The 17,183-nt window shown below is 70.9% G+C and carries 12 protein-coding genes; 1 reads left to right on the top strand and 11 read right to left on the bottom strand.

Annotated elements, in window-relative coordinates; translation table 11 throughout:
- Position 1 precedes the first annotated feature (1 nt).
- The 3 genes from ACQPXM_RS21615 to eccCa are packed head-to-tail and all read right to left on the bottom strand — an operon-like array spanning position 2 to position 5,496.
- Complete coding sequence (locus ACQPXM_RS21615; RefSeq protein WP_432935808.1) at positions 2-1,048, bottom strand: DUF6177 family protein; 1,047 nt, start codon at positions 1,046-1,048, stop codon at positions 2-4.
- Positions 1,041-1,475 carry a hypothetical protein gene (locus tag ACQPXM_RS21620; protein WP_432935810.1) on the bottom strand — a complete coding sequence of 145 codons (435 nt, stop codon included), beginning with the start codon at positions 1,473-1,475 and terminating at the stop codon, positions 1,041-1,043. The genes ACQPXM_RS21615 and ACQPXM_RS21620 overlap by 8 nt, the downstream gene beginning before the upstream one ends.
- A gap of 1 nt (position 1,476) precedes the next feature.
- Positions 1,477-5,496 (bottom strand): type VII secretion protein EccCa, encoded by a 4,020-nt coding sequence (gene eccCa / locus ACQPXM_RS21625; protein ID WP_432935812.1) that lies wholly within the window; start codon positions 5,494-5,496, stop codon positions 1,477-1,479.
- A 101-nt stretch (positions 5,497-5,597) separates the two neighbouring features.
- Between eccCa and ACQPXM_RS21630 the strand changes: the two genes are divergently transcribed.
- On the top strand, positions 5,598-6,485 hold the full coding sequence (locus ACQPXM_RS21630) for a hypothetical protein (protein ID WP_432935814.1): 888 nt from the start codon (positions 5,598-5,600) through the stop codon (positions 6,483-6,485).
- A 78-nt stretch (positions 6,486-6,563) separates the two neighbouring features.
- On the opposite strand, the gene ACQPXM_RS21635 is transcribed toward ACQPXM_RS21630, so the two are convergent.
- The 8 genes from ACQPXM_RS21635 to ACQPXM_RS21670 all read right to left on the bottom strand — a co-directional run bounded on the left by ACQPXM_RS21635 (position 6,564) and on the right by ACQPXM_RS21670 (position 17,081).
- Positions 6,564-6,902 carry a hypothetical protein gene (locus ACQPXM_RS21635; RefSeq protein WP_432935816.1) on the bottom strand — a complete coding sequence of 113 codons (339 nt, stop codon included), beginning with the start codon at positions 6,900-6,902 and terminating at the stop codon, positions 6,564-6,566.
- Positions 6,895-7,518 (bottom strand): HD domain-containing protein, encoded by a 624-nt coding sequence (locus tag ACQPXM_RS21640; RefSeq protein ID WP_432935818.1) that lies wholly within the window; start codon positions 7,516-7,518, stop codon positions 6,895-6,897. Before ACQPXM_RS21640 ends, ACQPXM_RS21635 begins: the two co-directional genes overlap by 8 nt.
- Positions 7,515-7,781: a hypothetical protein gene (locus tag ACQPXM_RS21645; RefSeq protein WP_432935820.1), complete on the bottom strand. Its 267-nt coding sequence runs from the start codon at positions 7,779-7,781 to the stop codon at positions 7,515-7,517. Before ACQPXM_RS21645 ends, ACQPXM_RS21640 begins: the two co-directional genes overlap by 4 nt.
- Positions 7,774-15,387: a toxin glutamine deamidase domain-containing protein gene (locus ACQPXM_RS21650; RefSeq protein WP_432935823.1), complete on the bottom strand. Its 7,614-nt coding sequence runs from the start codon at positions 15,385-15,387 to the stop codon at positions 7,774-7,776. Before ACQPXM_RS21650 ends, ACQPXM_RS21645 begins: the two co-directional genes overlap by 8 nt.
- A gap of 18 nt (positions 15,388-15,405) precedes the next feature.
- Entirely contained in the window at positions 15,406-15,819 is a 414-nt protein-coding gene (locus ACQPXM_RS21655; protein ID WP_077014005.1) for a DUF6507 family protein, read from the bottom strand.
- Positions 15,820-15,962: 143 nt separating this feature from the next.
- Positions 15,963-16,271, bottom strand: coding sequence for a hypothetical protein (locus ACQPXM_RS21660; protein WP_432935825.1), 309 nt, complete (start codon positions 16,269-16,271; stop codon positions 15,963-15,965).
- A gap of 19 nt (positions 16,272-16,290) precedes the next feature.
- Positions 16,291-16,611, bottom strand: coding sequence for a hypothetical protein (locus ACQPXM_RS21665; protein ID WP_432935827.1), 321 nt, complete (start codon positions 16,609-16,611; stop codon positions 16,291-16,293).
- 134 nt (positions 16,612-16,745) lie between these two features.
- Positions 16,746-17,081 carry a hypothetical protein gene (locus ACQPXM_RS21670; RefSeq protein ID WP_432935830.1) on the bottom strand — a complete coding sequence of 112 codons (336 nt, stop codon included), beginning with the start codon at positions 17,079-17,081 and terminating at the stop codon, positions 16,746-16,748.
- Between the last annotated feature and the right edge of the window lie 102 nt (positions 17,082-17,183).

Consider the following 17,183-nt stretch of genomic DNA (forward strand, 5'->3'; position numbering starts at 1 on the left):
TTCAGCCGCGGACCGGCGCACCTGGTGGCACCAGCCGGCCGAGCAGCGCGCTGTAGATGTTCCAGTCCAGCTGGTTCTTGCCGTCGCCGATCGGGTACCAGACCGCCGGTGCTGCCGACGGGCCGATCTTGACCGGCGTGATCTCGGCGACGCCGGTCAGGTCCAGCGCCTTCTCCGCGCCGGTGCCGCGCAGGGCTTCGTTGCCGACCGCCATCGCCATCGGAGCCGGTACGCCGGTCCAGTGCGGGATCGCGTTGGTGTCGGTCCCGTTGCCGCGGGCGCCCTGGGCGAAGAACGAGACCAGCGTGAACGCGTTGGCCAGCCGCTCCCCCACCTTGCGGACGTCGTCCTGGGTCGGCAGCCCGTCGGGCGTCGAGACCGCCATCGTGATGACCTCCTCGAGCCCGGCCGGCCTGCGGTGGATCTCGACCGCACCGGCCGCGCTGAGCCCGTCGCTGCCGCCGCTGACCGACAGCCAGGTCGGCTTCGGCGCGCGCCGCCGGCAGTACGCCGTGAGCTGGCCTACGTTCCAGGGCTGGGTCACCGGCTCGGCCGTGCCCCAGCCGGTCGGCTTGACGCCGGTCAGGTCGGTGAACAGCTGCTCGGCCGCTTTGCCGACCACCGTCGTCTCCAGCGCCTGGTAGCGGACCCGGGCGGTGATCATCAGCTGCCAGGGCAGCTCCAGCTCGACCGCCGCGAAGGTCGGGCTCATGTCGACCTTGTCCTGCTCGCCAGCGGCGACCGCGGCGAACATCTGGCCGTCCCAGTGCAGCTTCGAGCCGCCCAGGCCGTCGTACGCGCCCTCGCCGTTCGGCTCGGTCACCACCCAGCGCGACTCGTAACCGCTGAACAGGGTGGCCCGGGCGTTGAAGGTGAGCTGTGTGGTCGCCGGGGTGACCAGCTGCACGCCGAGGCCGGCCGACTCCGCCGCGGCGAGTGCGTCCACCAGCCAGGCGGACATGCCGACCACCGGGCGGTCCTGCATGATGACGACGACCTTGTCGGTCCGGATGTCGATCGCCGGGCTGAGCTCGACCGGGTTAGGCATTCTGGCCTCCAGCGCCGTGCGGGGCGGCGGACGTCTCGGCAGCGGGGGTCTGCGGGGTGGGCGGGTCGAACGGCGGTGGCGCCGGCTTCCAGACCCGGCCGCCGAGGCGCTCGACCAGCTTCTCGGCGTACCGGTCGGCGAGCGCGGGGGCGCCGTCCTGCGGCTTGGCCCGGACCTCCATCCACCACACCGGGGTCTGCGTGCCGGCCAGCTCCGGACCGAGCAACCGCTCGACCTCACCGGGGACCTGGATCAGGATCGGCGCCTCCAGCGAGGCCAGCGGAACCCCGTCCGGGTCGCACAGCTGCAGCACCGCGCCGTCGGAGACCTCACGCACCAGCCAGTCCGGTCCCGCGGCCATCATGCCGGCGAGCACGTCCTGGTACGACGGCCTGCCGTCGATCAGTGCCACCACGTCGTAGCTCACTTCACTCCGCCTTCTCGTCGGCGGCGGACGTGGTTCCGTCCGCCAGTGCGGTCTGGATCAGGGAGGGGCGTTCGCCCCGCCGGACGAACAACCCGCGGCCAGGCGGGTAGTTGCCCGGGGCGGCGCCGGTGAACAGCGCGCCCTCGCTCTTGTCGCCCGACAGCACCAGTCCGGCGGTGCCGGACTCCATCACGGTGGTCAGGAACGGTTCGTACAACGCGCGACCGGCGCCGGCGGCCCGGCGGGCGATCACGAAGTGCAGGCTGATGTCGCGGCCGGAGGCGATGTAGGGCAGGAACGGGTCCATCGGCGCCTGGCCACCGCTGGTGAGCAGGTCGTAGTCGTCGGCCACGACGATCACCTTCGGCCCGTCCACCGGCGGCGGGGCGGCGTCGCTGAGGTCGTCCGGCAGCCGCTTCTCCAGCTCGCCGGCCACGCCCGCGGCCAGACCGGCGCCGACCCGGCCGCTGGTCGCGTAGCCGCCCAGGTACTTGTCCGGCAGGAACCCGCGCAGACCGCGCCGCGGGTCCATCACCGCGAACACGATCTCGTCGGAGGTGTACCGGTCGGTGAGCTGCTCCATGATCAGCTTCAGCAGATTGGTCTTGCCCGACGCCGTGTCGCCGAAGATCACCAGGTTGCCGTCGCGCTCGAACAGGTCGAGCAGCACCGGTGCCATCGCGGTCTCGTCCAGACCGATCGGCACCCGGACCGGCTCCTGCTGCGGACCGGGCATCGTCGACCGCTCCAGGCGGTGCGGCAGCACCCGGACCGGCGGCGCGACCGGACCCTGCCAGGCGGAGCTCAGGGCCAGCGCCTGCCCCTGCATCGCGTCGGTCAGGTCGTCGTCTTGCAGCAGGCTGTCCACTCGCGGCAGCGCCAGCTGGGCGAACAGCTTGTTGCGCGGGGTCAGCACCCGGCCCGGCCCGGCGTTGCGCATGGTCTCCTGCAGCCGGCGGTCGATGTTGGAGTCCGACGGGTCGTTCAGCCGCAGCTCCAGCACCGTGCCGAACAGGGTCTGGGTGGCCATCCGGACGTCGCTCCAGCGCAGCATCGCGGTGACCATGTGGATGCCGTAGCTGCTGCCCCGCTGGACCAGGTCCGCGATCGGCTCCTCCAGCTCGTCGAACGTGGTCTTGATCGCGCCGTAGTTGTCCAGCACCAGCACCACGTCGGCGACCGGCAGCTCGGGCACCTCACCGGCGGCGTGCATCGCACGCAGCCGCTCCATCGTGTCGATGCCTCTGTCGCGGAAGACGATCTCGCGCTGGTCGAGCATGCCACGGACCTCTTCCAGCGTGCGCCGGATCTTCTCCCGGTCGGTCCGGATCGCGACGCCACCCACATGCGGCAGGTCGGCCAGCGGCTGCAGACCACCACCGGCCAGGTCGATCGCGTAGATCGCGACCTCCTTCGGCGTGTAGGTGTGCGCCAGGGAGGTGACCAGCGTGCGCAGGAACGTCGTCTTGCCCGACGACGGGCCGCCGATCAGCGCGCAGTGCCCACCCGTGTGGGTCAGGTCCAGCCGGAACACGCTCTGGCTCTGCTTGCGCGGATCGTCGATCACACCGATCGCCGGCGCCATCGGCGGACTCTGTACGGCGTACTGGAGACCGCGGGCCGCGGTCAGGTCGATCGGGCCACCGACCTGGTCCAGCGTGCAGACCTTCGGCAGCGGCGGCAGCCACACCTGCGGGACCGGCGTCGCGGCGGGCTTGACCTGCTCGACGAACACGCCGAGCACGGTCGGGCCGGTGCTGCGTTCGGTCGAGTCGTCCTTGTCGTCCTTCTTCTCGTCCTCGGCCGCCAGCTTCGCCAGGTCCGGCTGCTGGTACGGCGTCACCAGGTACGGGCGGACCGCCGGGCCGTCCTTCTCCTTGTCCTGGTCGGGCACCACGCGGCCCTTGTACGGCCCGGACACGTACGCCGCGCGGAACCGCTGGTACACGCTGGTGTCGACCTTCAGGTACCCGAAGCCGGGCAGCGGCGGCAGGTGGAACGCGTCCTCGGTGTCGAGCACGGTCCGGCTCTCCTCCTCGGAGAACGTGCGCAGACCCAGCCGGTAGGACAGGTAGGTCTCCAGGCCGCGCAGCTTGCCGGCCTCGACCCGCTGACTGGCCAGCAGCAGGTGGACACCGATGGACCGGCCGATCCGGCCGATGGACAGGAACAGGTCGATGAAGTCCGGCCGCGCGGTGAGCAGCTCGCCGAACTCGTCGATCAGCACGAACAGGTGCGGGAACGGCTTCATCTCCGGCCGCTGCCGGCGCAGCAGCCGGTAGTCGGTGATGTTGGCGACGTTCCCGGCGTCCTTCAGCATCTGCTGCCGGCGCTGCACCTCACCGGCGAGGCTGGCGTAGGCCCGCTCGGTCAGGCTCGGGTCGTCGACCAGGTTGGTGATGATGCCGGCCACGTGCGGTACGCCGTCGAACGGCGCGAACGTCGCACCACCCTTGTAGTCGATCAGCACCATCGCCAGGTCCTCCGGCGAGTGCGTCGCGAGCAGGCCCATCACCAGCGTGCGCAGTACCTCGGACTTACCGGAACCGGTCGCGCCGATGCACAGACCGTGCGGACCCATTCCGAGCTGGGCCGACTCCTTCAGGTCCAGTACGACGGGCTGGCCGTGGCTGTCCAGGCCGAGCGGCACCCGGAGGAACGCTCGCTCGTGCCGCGGCACCCACATCCGCTCCAGGTCGAGGTCACCCGGGTCCTCGATCTGCAGCAGGCTCATGAAGTCGACGGTCTTCAGCGACGCGTCCTCCTCGAGCGACTCCTCCGACAGCCGCAGTGGCGCCAGCGAGCGCGCCAGGCCTTCCGCGGTCGCCAGCGGAGTGTCGTCGAGCTGTCCCTCGGCGGTCAGGTAGCCACCGCCGCGCAGGTCCTCGACCAGGACGCGGCCCTCGTGCACCGTGATCCGGATGGCCACGTTGCTCGGCTCCTGCATCCGGTCCTGGACCAGGTGCAGCACGGTCACGCCCACCTCGCCGATGCTCAGCGTGGGGTCGGCAGGCGTCACCTCGGTCGCGACGTCGCCGTACGTGTCGTGCAGGACCAGCATGCGCTGGATCATCCTGCGCTGGTCCTTGCCGAGCGAGCCGCGGCGGGCCTCGCTGGCCAGCGTGACGCGCGAGGCGACGTCGTCGCGGATCAGCTCGGCCAGGTCGCCCGGCTTCGCCGCTATCCGCCGGAACGGGTGCGGCCCTTCCCGGCGTTCCGGGTCGACGGTGTGCGGGAGCCAGCCGACCCACTGCCATTGGTCGAGCGCACTGGCCGGGAAGCTGGCGGCCATCTCGAGGTCGTCGGGCGCGTGGAACACCGCCGCCTGCAGCAACAGGGCACGTGCGATCCGTACGACGCCGTCGCGGTCGCCGACGATGCTGACGTTGCCGGCCAGGTCCAGCGGGATGGTCAGCGGCATGTCCGGCATCAGCGCGAACCGGCGGGCCAGTGCTTCGGCCTCGGCCAGCATGAACGGGTCCGGCGGGTCCATCATCGAACCGGACTGCGCCAGTGTGGCCGGGACCACGGGCATCCGTCCGGTCGCGCAGCGCACCAGCAGGAAGTCGGGGTCGCTGCGCCGCCGTTCCCACAGCCTGGCCGGGTCGCGGACGCAGTCCACCAGTGCGTCGGCCGGCGGGTTCAGCGCGAGCGCGGTCTTGCGGGTCTGGCGTTCCATCTTGCCGAACTCCTCGCGCAGCCGCTCGAGGTAGTCCAGGTACCGGTTGCGCTGGTCACGGCTCTCCTTGCCGGAGCGGCCGCGCTGGGAGAACATCATCCCGAACGTGCCGATCACTGTGAGGGCCAGCACACCGACGCCGATCACCGCGGACGTACCGGTCCGCATCGTGCTCATCATCCCGACCGAGCCGAGCACACCGACCGCCGGCATCAGCGCCTGCGCCGCGTTGCCGCCGGCCTTGCCTCGTGCGCCGGGCGGCGGGGTCTCGATCACCCGCGGCTGCCCGGTGTCGATACTCCGGGTGCTCCGCGCCGGGCGGTGCACGAGTCGTGTCGACACTGTCTCTCCTCAGCTGGGCCCGACCGGCCCCTCGACTGCACGACATGAACGCCTCAGATGGCATGCTGCACCGGACTCTAGTGGAGGGGCGGCTCATACCGATGACCGAGACACCGTTCGACCCGCGGCAGGTACTGGACCTGGTCGCCGACCTGCTGCCGGTCCTGCTGCCGGACGCCGAACTGGACCCGGCCGGGCCGATCGTCAAGCTGCGCTGGAGTCGCGGCGGTCTGGTGTCCAGCGCCGAGGTCGGTCTGACCGAGCTCGTCGATCGATGCCGCCAGCAACCGAATCACCTGTGGCCGCGCACCGTGGACGACTGGCTGCGCGCGGTCGTCGACGAGATCGGCGTCGCCACCGACGAGCACCTGTACGGCGCGGTCGCCGAGCGGCAGCGGGTCACGCTGCGCCCGCAGGGCTGGTCGGCGTCGTACGACAGCATCCTGGCCGGCCTCAGCGTCCCGTTCGGCCGGTACTTCGAGATCGTCTTCGGCATCCAGAGCGGGCCGGACTGGCACCGCCTCACCCAGGTCCGCCGCGTCATGCACGGCCTGCACCTCCCCGGCAGCCCGTCCGGCCTGGAGATCACGCTGAACGGCCTAGCGGGCCTGACGCTGCAGGAAGTCCCCGGCACCCCGTGGCAACGCTTCATCCGCCCCGGCGACCAGACCATCGGCCTCGCCCTGGTCGACCACGAGAAGCTCCTCCCCAACGGCGGCAAGGGCCGCGGCTCGATCCTCGCCCTACCGTCCACCGACCAACTCGTCGTCTGCCCCGTCGACCGCAAGCAGGACATGCAGTCCCGCGCCGACGAGTTCGCCCACTGGGTCGCCAAAGCCCACGCCGACGCCACCGACCCCTGCTCCCCCGGCGTCTATTGGCTCGTCGGCGAACTACTCGCCGAGCTCCCGGTCGACCTCGCCATCACCCCGTCGGTCACCTTGCCGAAGGCCCTGAAGTCGCCGTTCTGGCGCCGCCGCCGAACCTGATCCGTTCTCCGCGGCGAATCACCAGTGTGTCCGGGCTTTCGGCCGGCGTTGGCGCATCTTCAACGGCCGAAGGTGATGTCAGTCCTCGTCGTCGTCATCATCGTCATCGTCGTCGTCCGGCTCCTCGGGACGACGGGTGGCTCCGGCGGCCTTCAGGGCCTTCGCCTCGGTGAGCGCGTCCTCGTACGACTCCCAGCCCGGCGACTCGTACACCATCGGATCGCTGACCAGGAAGCTCTGGTTGGTGAAGCCGTCGGGTGAGACGAAGATCAGCCAGTCCTCGAAGGGATGGATCTGGTAGCTCTTGAAGTCGTCCGCGGTGTAGCGCTGCATCCCCTCGGGCAAGTCCTCGTTGTGGTACTCGGCCAGCCGCGCGCACGCGCGGTTCAGCACGTCCTGCTCGATGCCCTCAGGCATTGCGGGTTTCCTCCTGGTCGTCGTCAGCCAGCCGGCTGAAGTGCTGCTGCCACTGCTCGAACAATGGCACGAACTGCGGCGCCCCGGCCGTCAACGGCACGATCCAGCGCACGGTTTCGGCGTAGTACCGGCGTTGCTTGTCCGGCCGGGGATGGGTGTCGAGCGCCTGAACGTTGCTGTAGCGGTCGGACAGCTTCACCAGCAGGACGTCGGGCTCGGCGTGCTCGAACGATCGCAGGTACGCGTCGCGGATCTCCGCGGGGTCGTCGCCTTCGCCGGGCTCGGGCTTGGTGACCGCCGCGACGAGCGCCGCCGTCCGCTCCCCGAAGCGTTCCCGGATCTCCTCCACCGTGCCGGCCGTGTCCTCCGCGACGTCGTGCAGCAGCACAGCGGCCAGTACGTCGGGATCCGTCGTCCCGCCGGCCTCGACCGCGACCTGGAGCGCCTGCAACAGGTGCTCGACGTACGGTTCACCGGCCGGGCGGACCTGATCACCGTGCCAGTCCGCCGCGGCCCGGTACACCTGGCCCAGGTGGGCGACGATCTCGGCCGGCAGGCGGTCGCTCAGCGCCTGCTCGGCGTCGGTCCACGTCCGCCACGCGTCGAAGACCTTCACGCGGTACCCCGAGCTCCTTTCGCAGCGAGCATCGCGCGGTACTCGTTCCAGGACGGCAGCCGCGACGGCGGTTCCGTCGGCGACACCTCCCGGGTCACCAGCTGGGCCGGGATCCCCGCGTCGTCGAGCGCCTCGAACGCGCCCGCGACGGCCGCCTCGAAACTCGCCCGGTCCGGGTAGCTGCGCCCGTCGATGACGGCCACCGCCTGCCACCGGTCGCCGGCCCTCACCTGGACGACACTCAGGTCGACGGCATCAGCCATTGTTCAGTCCTCGATTCTCGATCTGCTCCAGCGCCGCGGCCTCGTCGAACATCCGCGCCACCTTCGCCTGCTCGGCCGCGTCCACCTCGATGTACGGCTTGTAGATCGTGTTGTGGTTGATGTCGGCCGCGATCGAGGCCCGCCGCGTGGTCAGCTGCAGTTCGAACGTGTACACCTGCCCGCCGTTGCTCACCTTCACGATCATCGGCACCACCCGGTACGCCGGGTTGTGCGACTTCGGCTCGGCGTACATGTTCTCCACCTCGAGGATGCGCCCCTCGTCGCCGAACCCGTAGTGCTCGCGGACCCGCTCGATCACCCGGGCCAGCTGGGTGGTGTCCTCGACCGTGATCCGGGCCCCGACCGCGTCGATCACGTCACCGACCCTGTACTGCGGCCGCGGCGCGCGGCCGTCGGTTCCGGTCACCATCCGCTGGACCTTGTCGATCAGCCCGAGCGCGTCCTTGGTCCGGACGCTCACCGTCGCGTCCAGGTCGCGGACCAGGCTCCGCACCTCGTCCCGCACCACCGGTTCGGCGGCGCGCAGCCGGCGCGCGTAGTCCCGGACCTGGTCCATCTCGGCCTTCGTCGGGTTGGCGCCGACCGAGCGGACCGGGTCGTGGTGCTGCGACTCGCGAACGAACGCGTCCTTGCGCGTGGTCCCGTCCGGCAGCTTGTTGACCGCCTCGGGGATCGGCTCGAACAGCGTGCCCTGCCCCGGGTTCTCGTCCAGGAACTCGAGCAACGGCTTGTCCCGCAGGATCTGCCCGTCGGCGAGCTCCTTGATCGTGTCCAGCGTCGCCTGCCGGGTCGCGGGATCCCGCAGCCGGTCGGTGACGTTGAGCGCGTGCTCGTCGGCGACAAGCTTCTTCACCACCGAGGCGGTCTCCGGGTGTGCCCGCAAGGTGCCGTCGGCAGCGTCGTCGATCGCGTCGAGCACCTCGCGCTCGTGCTGCGGCATCGAACCACGGTCGGTGGATCCGAAGTCACCCAGGCGCTGGTCGACGAACCCGGTGCCTTGATCCCCCGGCCCGTGCTGGTGGGTTGCCTGGTGACCGTCGGCCTGACGGTGGCCCTGCGACCACTCGGTCCGCGGGTCAACTGGACGCCCGGGTTCCTGGTGAGCCCCAGGCCCCGGCTGCCCATCCGGCTGCCGGTGCCCCTGCGACCACTCGACGCGCGGGTCCACGGGTTCGTCCGCACGGTGTGCCTGAGCCGGCGACGTCTCACGCCGCGACCACTCGACCCGAGGATCCACCGGCTGACCCGGCTGGTCCGCGTGCGGCTGATGCGGCGTACCGGACACACGCGGGTCAGCGTGCGCCTGCGGCCCGCGCTGCTCCGGCGCGTGCGTTGGGTGAGCGTTCTCCCGGTCCCACCGAGCAGCACCCTCGGGATCAAGCGCCCGCTCGATCCGCGACGGCCCGTCAGTCCGCGGAACATCCGCACGACCCTCCGGATCCAGCGCCCGCTCGATCCGCGACGGCCCGTCGGCCCGCGGAACATCCGCACGACCCTCGGGGTCGAGCCTCCGGCCGATCTCACCGTCGCCGGGCAGCTTCCCGTCCTGATGCGGATGCGGCTGCCCCGGCGCGTGCGTCGGCTGCGCGTGCTCACGATCCCAGCGAGCAGCACCCTCAGGATCAAGCGCCCGCTCGATCCGCGACGGCCCCTCGGTCCGAGGCTGGTCGACGCGACCCTCCGGATCCAGCCTCCGGCCGATCTCGCCCTCGCCCGGCAGCTTCCCATCCTGATGCGGATGCGGCTGCCCCGGCGCGTGCGTCGGCTGCGCGTGCTCACGATCCCAGCGAGCAGCACCCTCAGGATCAAGCGCCCGCTCGATCCGCGACGGCCCATCGGTCCGCGGCTGGTCGACGCGACCCTCCGGATCGAGCCTCCGGCCGATATCACCGTCGTCGGGCAGCTTCCCGTCCTGATGCGGATGCGGCTGCCCCGGCGCGTGCGTCGGCTGCTGCGGTGCGTGCTGCACCGGCTGGTGGGGCGGCATCGGCTGCCCGGGCTGCCCGGGCACGTACCGGCTCGGCTGCTCCGGCGCGTGCTGTTGCATCGGGTTGTCCGGCGCATGCGACGGCTGATGCGGCGGCATCGGCTGCCCTGGCTGCCCCGGTACGTACTGACTCGGCGGCTGCTGCGTCGGCTGGTGCGGCGCATGCTGCTGCTGGACTGGGTCCGTCGGCTGCCCTGGGTGCTGCTGCGTCGTCTGGTGCGGAGCAGGCGGCTGTACCGGCTGCTGCGGCACGTGCTGCGGTTGCGTCGGCTGACCCGGGTCCTGCTGCGGTGCGTACTGCGGTTGGGTCGGCTGCTGCGGGTAGTGCTGCGGCTGGCTCGGGTGCTGCTGCGTCGGCTGATGAGGCGCGGGCGGCTGCTGCGGGGTCGGCTGGGCCGGATTGTGCGGCTGCTGCGGCGCGTACTGCGGTTGGGTCGGCTGCTGCGGGTAGTACTGCGGCTGGCCCGGGTGCTGCTGGGTCGGCTGATGAGGCGCAGGCGGCTGCTGCGGCGCGTACTGCGGTTGCGCCGGCTGCTGTGGGTGCTGCTGCGTCGGCTGATGAGGCGCGGGCGGCTGCTGCGGAGTCGGCTGGGCCGGATTGTGCGGCTGCTGCGGCGCGTACTGCGGTTGCGTCGGCTGGTGCGGCGCGTGCGTCGGCATCGGCGGCACCTGCTGCGTCGGCGGGTACTGCGGTTGCGTCGGCTGGTGCGGCGCGTGCGTCGGCATCGGCGGCACCTGCTGCGTCGGCGGGTACTGCGGTTGCGTCGGCTGGTGCGGCGCGTGTGTCGGCATCGGCGGCACCTGCTGGGTGGGCTGGCGCGGGGTGTTCGGTGCGTGCGTCGGCATCGGCGGGTTCGTGTGGTGGAACGCGTCGACGCGCTGGCTCGGGGCGAGCGGTGACGTCCACGGACCGCCCGGCTCGCGGACCATCACCTCGAGGTCGTTGAACGTTCCGTCCTTGCCGTACTGCGGCGGCCACGGGCCGGTCTTGCCGCTCTGGTTGTCCGCCCAGCGCACGACGCCCTTCTCGTCGACGAAGGCGTTGAACCAGTGCCCACCGCCCGGCGGCAGGGTGCCGTCCGGCAGCTGCCCGCGGTGCCACGAACCACCGACGATCGCGACCGTACCCGGCGGCTTGCCCTTCAGGCTGTCCTCGATCTGCTTCATCGCCGCGTCGGTGTACTCGCGGCCCGGCTTCGCGCCCGGAACGTCGATGCGCCCCGGCCGGATGCCGGTGTACTCGTACATCTCCCGCCGTTCGCCCGGCGGCCTGCGCAGGTCGCCGTTCGCCAGCCGCGGCTCGCGACCCTGCAGGTTGTCGGCGAACGCCCGGCTGGAGTCACCGCAGTTGTTGCGGAACGCGGCCAGCTTCGACTTGAAGAACGGGTTGCCGCGCTTGATCCACTTGTCGACGTTCTTCAGCGGGTTGTCACCGATCGCTCGGCGCAACCGGTTGGTCAGCCGGCTGTCCGGGTCGAACGTGTTGTACCGGTTCGGCTCGACCTGGTGCCGCTGCTCCCCCGGCCGCCCGTGCACCGGCGGGTCCGTCGCCGCCGGGGCGTTCTGGTTCGCGTCGTTCCAGTCGGCCGAGTCCGGCCGCCGGGCGGTCAGATCCTGATCGCCCGGCCGGCTGACCGGCGCGTCCCCGTCAGCCGCCCGAGGCGCGTCGGGCGCGTCGGTCCGAGCTTCCGGTCCGTCCGGCGTCCGCGTCCCCGGGCCGTCGGGTGCGTTGCTGTCCGGGTTTCGTCCGTCGTTCGAGCGAGTACTCGGTACGTCCTCCGGCTGCCGCGTACTCGGCGTCTCGTCCGGCCGGCGGGTGCTCGGCGCATCCGAGTCCCCCCGCGAGGAGGGGCTGTCCGCGTCACCACGGTTGGTCGGCGCGTCCGCATCACCACGGTTGGTCGGCGCATCCGCATCACCACGGTTCGTGGGCGCGTCCGCATCGCCACGGTTCGTCGGTGCGTCGGCGTCACCACGGTTGGTCGGCGCGTCCACGTCACCACGGTTGGTCGGCGCGTCCGCGTCGCCACGGTTCGTGGGCGCGTCGGCGTCACCCCGGTTGGTCGGCGCATCCGCCTCACCACGGTTCGTCGGCGCATCCGCGTCACCACGGTTCGTCGGCGCATCCGCCTCACCACGGTTCGTCGGCGCATCCGCCTCACCACGATTGGTCGGCGCATCCGCCTCACCACGGTTCGTCGGCGCATCCGCCTCACCACGATTGGTCGGCGCATCCGCCTCACCACGGTTCGTCGCATCCGCCTCACCACGGTTCGTCGGCGCATCCGCATCGCCACGGTTCGTCGGCGCATCCGCATCGCCACGGTTCGTCGGCGCATCCGCATCGCCACGGCTGGTCGGCGCGTCCGCGTCGGACCGGTTCGTGGGGCTGTCGGTACTGCGGGACGCAGGCGCGTCAGGCGTGTCGGTGCGCGGAGTGCCTGGGGTGTCCAGATCCGGCGTGTCGAGGTCCGGCGCGTCGGCGGCGCGGAAGACGTCGTCGGTCGGGGCGTTGAAGCCGGCGATCTTCTTGTTCGGGAAGCGTTCGTACTTGACGCCGCCCTGGTTGTCGAAGTTGCGGCCGCCGGCCCAGACCGTGTTGCCGTTCTTGTCCTTGACCGCGTACGTCACCTGGACGTTGTCCGGCCGTGCCTTGCCCGGCGGGAGCGGGGTCACCTGGACCTCGACCTCATGACCCTTCTTGATCCAGGTCTCCCACTCGTTCTCCATCTTCTTCCACGCGCTGACGTTGAAGTTCTTCGTCTGCGGGAACATGTAGTTCCGCTTCTGGTCCGCGAAGAACCGGTGCCCGATGCCGTGCCCGGCGTCGTCGCCGGTCACTCCACGAGCGCGCGCGGCGTCCTGCTCCGTACTGTGCCGCGCCTTGCCCGGGTGGACCTCCGTCAGCTTCGCCATCATCGTGCGCGGCAGACCGTTGGCGTCGCTGATCCAGCGCGCCAGGTTCTTGTTGCCCGGCTCGGTGATCCAGCCGGTGTCGTCGTAGTCGGGCGCGTCGGAGTCCGCGTCGTGGTGACCGGCGCCGTCGCGATCCGGCCGGCTGAACCAGTCGAAGTCGTCGTCGCCACCGCGCGTGGACGAACCACCGGGCCGGCTCGGCGGCGGGGTCGAACCGAAGTCGTCCACGTCGCCGCCGTCGCGCGGCGGGTTCGCGTCGGCGCGCGGCGCCGGACGCGACGGTGTGGACGGGTTGCTCGGCGCGTTCGGGGTGTTCGTCCGCGGAGCGTGCGGCACCCCGGCGTGCACCGGCGGCGGGATGATGGCCGGCTGAACCGGATCCCCGGCGCGCGCGGCCGGAGCGTCCGGCGTGTTCGTGCGCGGAGCGTCCGGCGCGTGGTGCGTCGCAGGAGCGTCCGGCGTCCGTGTCTGCGGAGCGTCGGGCGTGCGCGGCGCATCCGGCGTGTGGGTCCGCGGTACGTCGGGCGTGTGCGGAGCATCCGGCGTGTGCGTGCGCGGCGCGTCGGGCGTGTTGGTCCGCGGTGCGTCCGGTGTATGCGGGGCGTCCGGCGTGTGGGTGCGCGGGGCGTCGGGGGTGTGCGCGTTCGGCGCATCCGGCGTCCGCGGCGCGTCCGGCGTGTTGGTCCGCGGGGCATCCGGCGTGTGGTGCGTGGACGGGGTGGTCTGACCGTCAGCGCGGGAGGTCGGCGCGTCGGCGTGCGACGTGGTCGGGCTGTCCCCACGAGACGTCGGCGCATCAGCATGCGACGTGCTCGGGCTGTCCCCACGCGACGTCGGCGCATCAGCATGCGACGTGCTCGGGCTGTCCCCACGCGACGTCGGCGCATCAGCATGCGACGTGCTCGGGCTGTCCCCACGCGACGTCGGCGCATCAGCATGCGACGTGCTCGGGCTGTCCGCGTTCGACGTCGAGCTGTCGCTCCGGGATGCCGGCGCGTCGTTGTGCGTACCGCTCGGGCTGTCGGTGCGCGAGGCCGGGCTGTCGGTGCGCGGCGCGTCCGCGGTCGACGTGGAGCTGTCGGCCCGGGACGGGCTGTCCGTGTGGGTCGTCGGGGCGTCGTTGGTCGGCGCGTCCTGGCGGCCGGTCGGGGAATCCGTGTGGCTCGCCGGAGATTCCGTGCGGGACGCGGGAGCGTCCTGGTTTCCGCCGGACGGGCTGTCGGAGTCTCCACCCGTCGGGCTGTCGGAGTTTCGGCCCGTCGGCGCGTCCGAGTGGCCACCGGTGGGCGAGCTCGGGCTGTCCGAGCGGCCACCGGACGGGAAGTCCGAGCCGGAAGAACTGCTGGACGTCGACGTGGACGACGAACCAGAACTGTGCGAACCAGAACCGACCGAAACCGGCGTGTGGTCGCCGCTCGGGACGTCGACCCCTCCGGTGTGCGGCAGGCTGACCTTGGACGTCGGGATGTCCAGGCCGCTGAACTTCGCCATGCCGCCGATCACCGGGGTGTTGCCGACCTTGATCACCAGGTCGGAGACCTTCGGCAACTTCAGCGCGGTGTTCACCGCGAGCTGGCCGGGGCGGAGCTTGCCGGCGATGTCGACCACGACATCGGCGCCCTTGGCAACCTTCGCGGCGGCGGAGCCGTACTTGCCGGCGATCGCGGTCGCGCGGACGGCGCCACCGGCACCGCCGGTGCCGATCGTCGTGATCACGTTGAAGCCGACCTGGCCGAGCGCGCGACCGGGGTCCTCGCCCCACATGTCCCACGCGACCATGCCCTTCAGCACGGTCAGACCGACGTTGTCCAGGTACGCCGCGGTCTCGGGGAACATCGCGTGCATCAGCAGGTTGGCACCCGGGACCGCCCACATCGCGGCGGAGGCGAGCGTCAGGCCGACGCCCTTCCAGGCGTTGCCGGCGTCGCTCCAGCCCTTCAGCTCGTAGCCGAAGATGCTGTTCACGCCGAGCGACTTCAGCAGCGGCTGGATTGGGATCAGTGTGGTCAGCGCGTCCAGCGTGCCGAGCAGGCCGTCGACGAAGACGCCCTTGAGCACACCGCCGACGAAGTCCACCGCGTCCTCGTACCACGGGGCGTCGTACTCCAGCGGCTTGCCCCACGGCGGGTCCTTCTCCTCCTCGCCGTTGTCCTCCGGCGGCTTCTCGCCCTGCCGCAGGCCGCTGTCCTCCCACTTCTTGCCGCCGTAGAGGTCGACGATCTTGTTCGCGCACCGGCGCTCGGCGGCGCTGATCGCGTCGAGGTGAGCCTGCAGGTCGGTGTGGAGCTGGTTCTCCTCCTTGACCCAGTCCTCGTTGTCGTCGATCTCGTCCTCGGGGGTGTCGCCGACCTTGGCCTTCCAGGCGTCGGCCCGGGTCCGGACCGACGCGAGGCCGGTCTTGTGCTGGCTGACCTCGGAGACGAACGTGTGCAGCGCCGAACCGATCGTGCCCAGGTTCGGGCCGAACAGTTCACCCTCGCTCTTGACCGGCTCCATCGCCCGCGCCAGCAGATGGGTCTCCGGACCCTTGGCGTAGTTGGTGTTGATGTTCTGCCGGAACCTGCGCTCGAGGTTCACACCGATCGTGGTGATCTCGGTGCCGACCGCGGTCAGGTCGTTGGCCGCCTGGGTGACCTGCTCCAGGTTGCCTTCGAACTTCGGGATGCCTTCGGGCTTGATCATCTGTTGGTGTCCCCGGGATCAGACGGCGCGGGTGGTGGACGACGGCTGCGGCTGCTGCTCGGCTCGCGCGGCGGCGGCCGCGTTCCTGATCACCTGGCGAGGATCCACGCCCTCGGTCAGCTGGATGCCGCGCTGGGCGGCCAGAGCCATCTCCTGCTGGCCGTTGGCCAGGGCGGTGAGCGCGGCGGCGGTGCCTTGCATGACGTCACCGGTGTGCTTGACCATGCCGGGCAGCGAGTCCTTCCACTTCTCCACGAACTCGCTGATCGCGATGCCGATCGGGCCGCCCTTGCCGTTCAGCGAGGCCTGCGTGCCGGCCGTGGTCAGGCCGTTGCTGAGCTTCGTGCCGATGGCCTCGAAGGCCTTCGCGTCGGTCTGCATCCCCTGCAGGTCCGCCATCGCCGCCGCTGCTTCAACAGTCCAGTTGACCATGCCTCTACCTCTCGCCGCCCCACGCAGGGCTCACCCGTGAAACTCTCGTCCGAACGCGATCCAGCCGTCGTGCCCGACGGCGCCCCGGACGACCAGCGCGCGGCACCGCGCGCCGGCCGTGGGCCCGCTGACCACCTGATCGATCAGGTGTTGCCGATGTCCGTCACGGCCTTCGACGCGGCCTTGAACGCGGTGTCCGCGTGGGTGTCGAACTCGGCCAGCGTGCTCGCCAGCGACTTGATGATGTTCTGCACCTCGGTGGCGGCGGCGTTGAACTTCGCCTCGACCGCGCCGTACTCGTCCATCACCTTGGTCATCGTCGCGTCGCCGCGCATGGCCTTCACGTTCGCCTGGTGCTGGGCGATCAGCGACTCGATCTGAGCGGACAGGCTCTTGATCGCGGCCTGCGTCTCGCCGCTGGCGCCGCTGTCGTAGCTGTTGCGTCCCGACATCTGTCTGTGTCTCCCCGTCTCAGCGCTTGTTGAACTTGGCGCCGTCGAAGTTCGCCGCGCCTTCGGTCTTCTTGGCGGCCTGGGCCATCTCGCTCATACCGGTCTGGGTGGCGGCGTCCATACCCTGCTGACCCTTGTTGATCGCGGCCAGGCCGGCGTTCAGGTCAGCGGCGATGCCGTCGACACGGCTCTTGAAGGACATGAAGGCGTCGTGCCCGCTACCCCGGAGCTTGCCCTCCAGCGGCTGCGCGGCCGCGGCCAGGCGCTTGACCAGACCGCCGAGGTCCTGGGTCTTGCCGCCCGTCTTCTTGGCCAGGGTGCCCAGGGTGTCCTTACCCATGTCCCAACGCTGTCCACTCACGACTGCTATCCCTCCGAAGTGATGGTGCCGGCTGCCGACTCCCCACCATAGACGCGGCCGGGGTCGCGTCCGGTTCCCTGCCGGGCGGCCGGAATCGTGGTGGGAAAGGTGGTTCAGGACCGCGGCGGTGTCGGCGGCGCCGGGGTTCGGTTCGAGGTGGGGGTGCCGCTCGGCGACGGCGAACCGCTCGGGTCACCGCCCACCGTGGAACTGGGGCTCGGGGCAACGGGTCCGTTGCTCGGCCCTTTGCCCCTGGAGTCCTGGATGAACGAGTAACCCACACAGCCGGCGCAGATCACCGCGGCGACCGCCACGCTGGCGAACAGTTTGGTGATGCCCTCGTCGAGCGTCTTGCGCGAACGGGCAGCACCGAACAGCCACGCCTCCCGCAACCGCCGGCGCCGGACCGCCACCGACTCGATCAGCTGGGAGTCGTACTGCCGTGACACGTGTTCCCCTTCGGTCCGCCACCTGGTTCGCGCCTAATCTAAACGCTCGCAGGTTCTCCGCGCCGACCGGCCCACACCGTTGCGGCAGCACGCAAAAGTGAG

The sequence above is a fragment of the Kribbella sp. CA-253562 genome, from assembly GCF_050942265.1.
Taxonomy (GTDB): domain Bacteria; phylum Actinomycetota; class Actinomycetes; order Propionibacteriales; family Kribbellaceae; genus Kribbella.

Bases quoted from the DNA above. Each gene is read 5' to 3' on its own strand.
- ACQPXM_RS21615 (WP_432935808.1), bottom strand. From the start codon at position 1,048: ATGCCTAACCCGGTCGAGCTCAGCCCGGCGATCGACATCCGGACCGAC.
- ACQPXM_RS21630 (WP_432935814.1), top strand. From the start codon at position 5,598: ATGACCGAGACACCGTTCGACCCGCGGCAGGTACTGGACCTGGTCGCC.
- ACQPXM_RS21635 (WP_432935816.1), bottom strand. From the start codon at position 6,902: ATGCCTGAGGGCATCGAGCAGGACGTGCTGAACCGCGCGTGCGCGCGG.
- ACQPXM_RS21645 (WP_432935820.1), bottom strand. From the start codon at position 7,781: ATGGCTGATGCCGTCGACCTGAGTGTCGTCCAGGTGAGGGCCGGCGAC.
- ACQPXM_RS21650 (WP_432935823.1), bottom strand. From the start codon at position 15,387: ATGATCAAGCCCGAAGGCATCCCGAAGTTCGAAGGCAACCTGGAGCAG.
- ACQPXM_RS21655 (WP_077014005.1), bottom strand. From the start codon at position 15,819: ATGGTCAACTGGACTGTTGAAGCAGCGGCGGCGATGGCGGACCTGCAG.
- ACQPXM_RS21660 (WP_432935825.1), bottom strand. From the start codon at position 16,271: ATGTCGGGACGCAACAGCTACGACAGCGGCGCCAGCGGCGAGACGCAG.
- ACQPXM_RS21665 (WP_432935827.1), bottom strand. From the start codon at position 16,611: ATGGGTAAGGACACCCTGGGCACCCTGGCCAAGAAGACGGGCGGCAAG.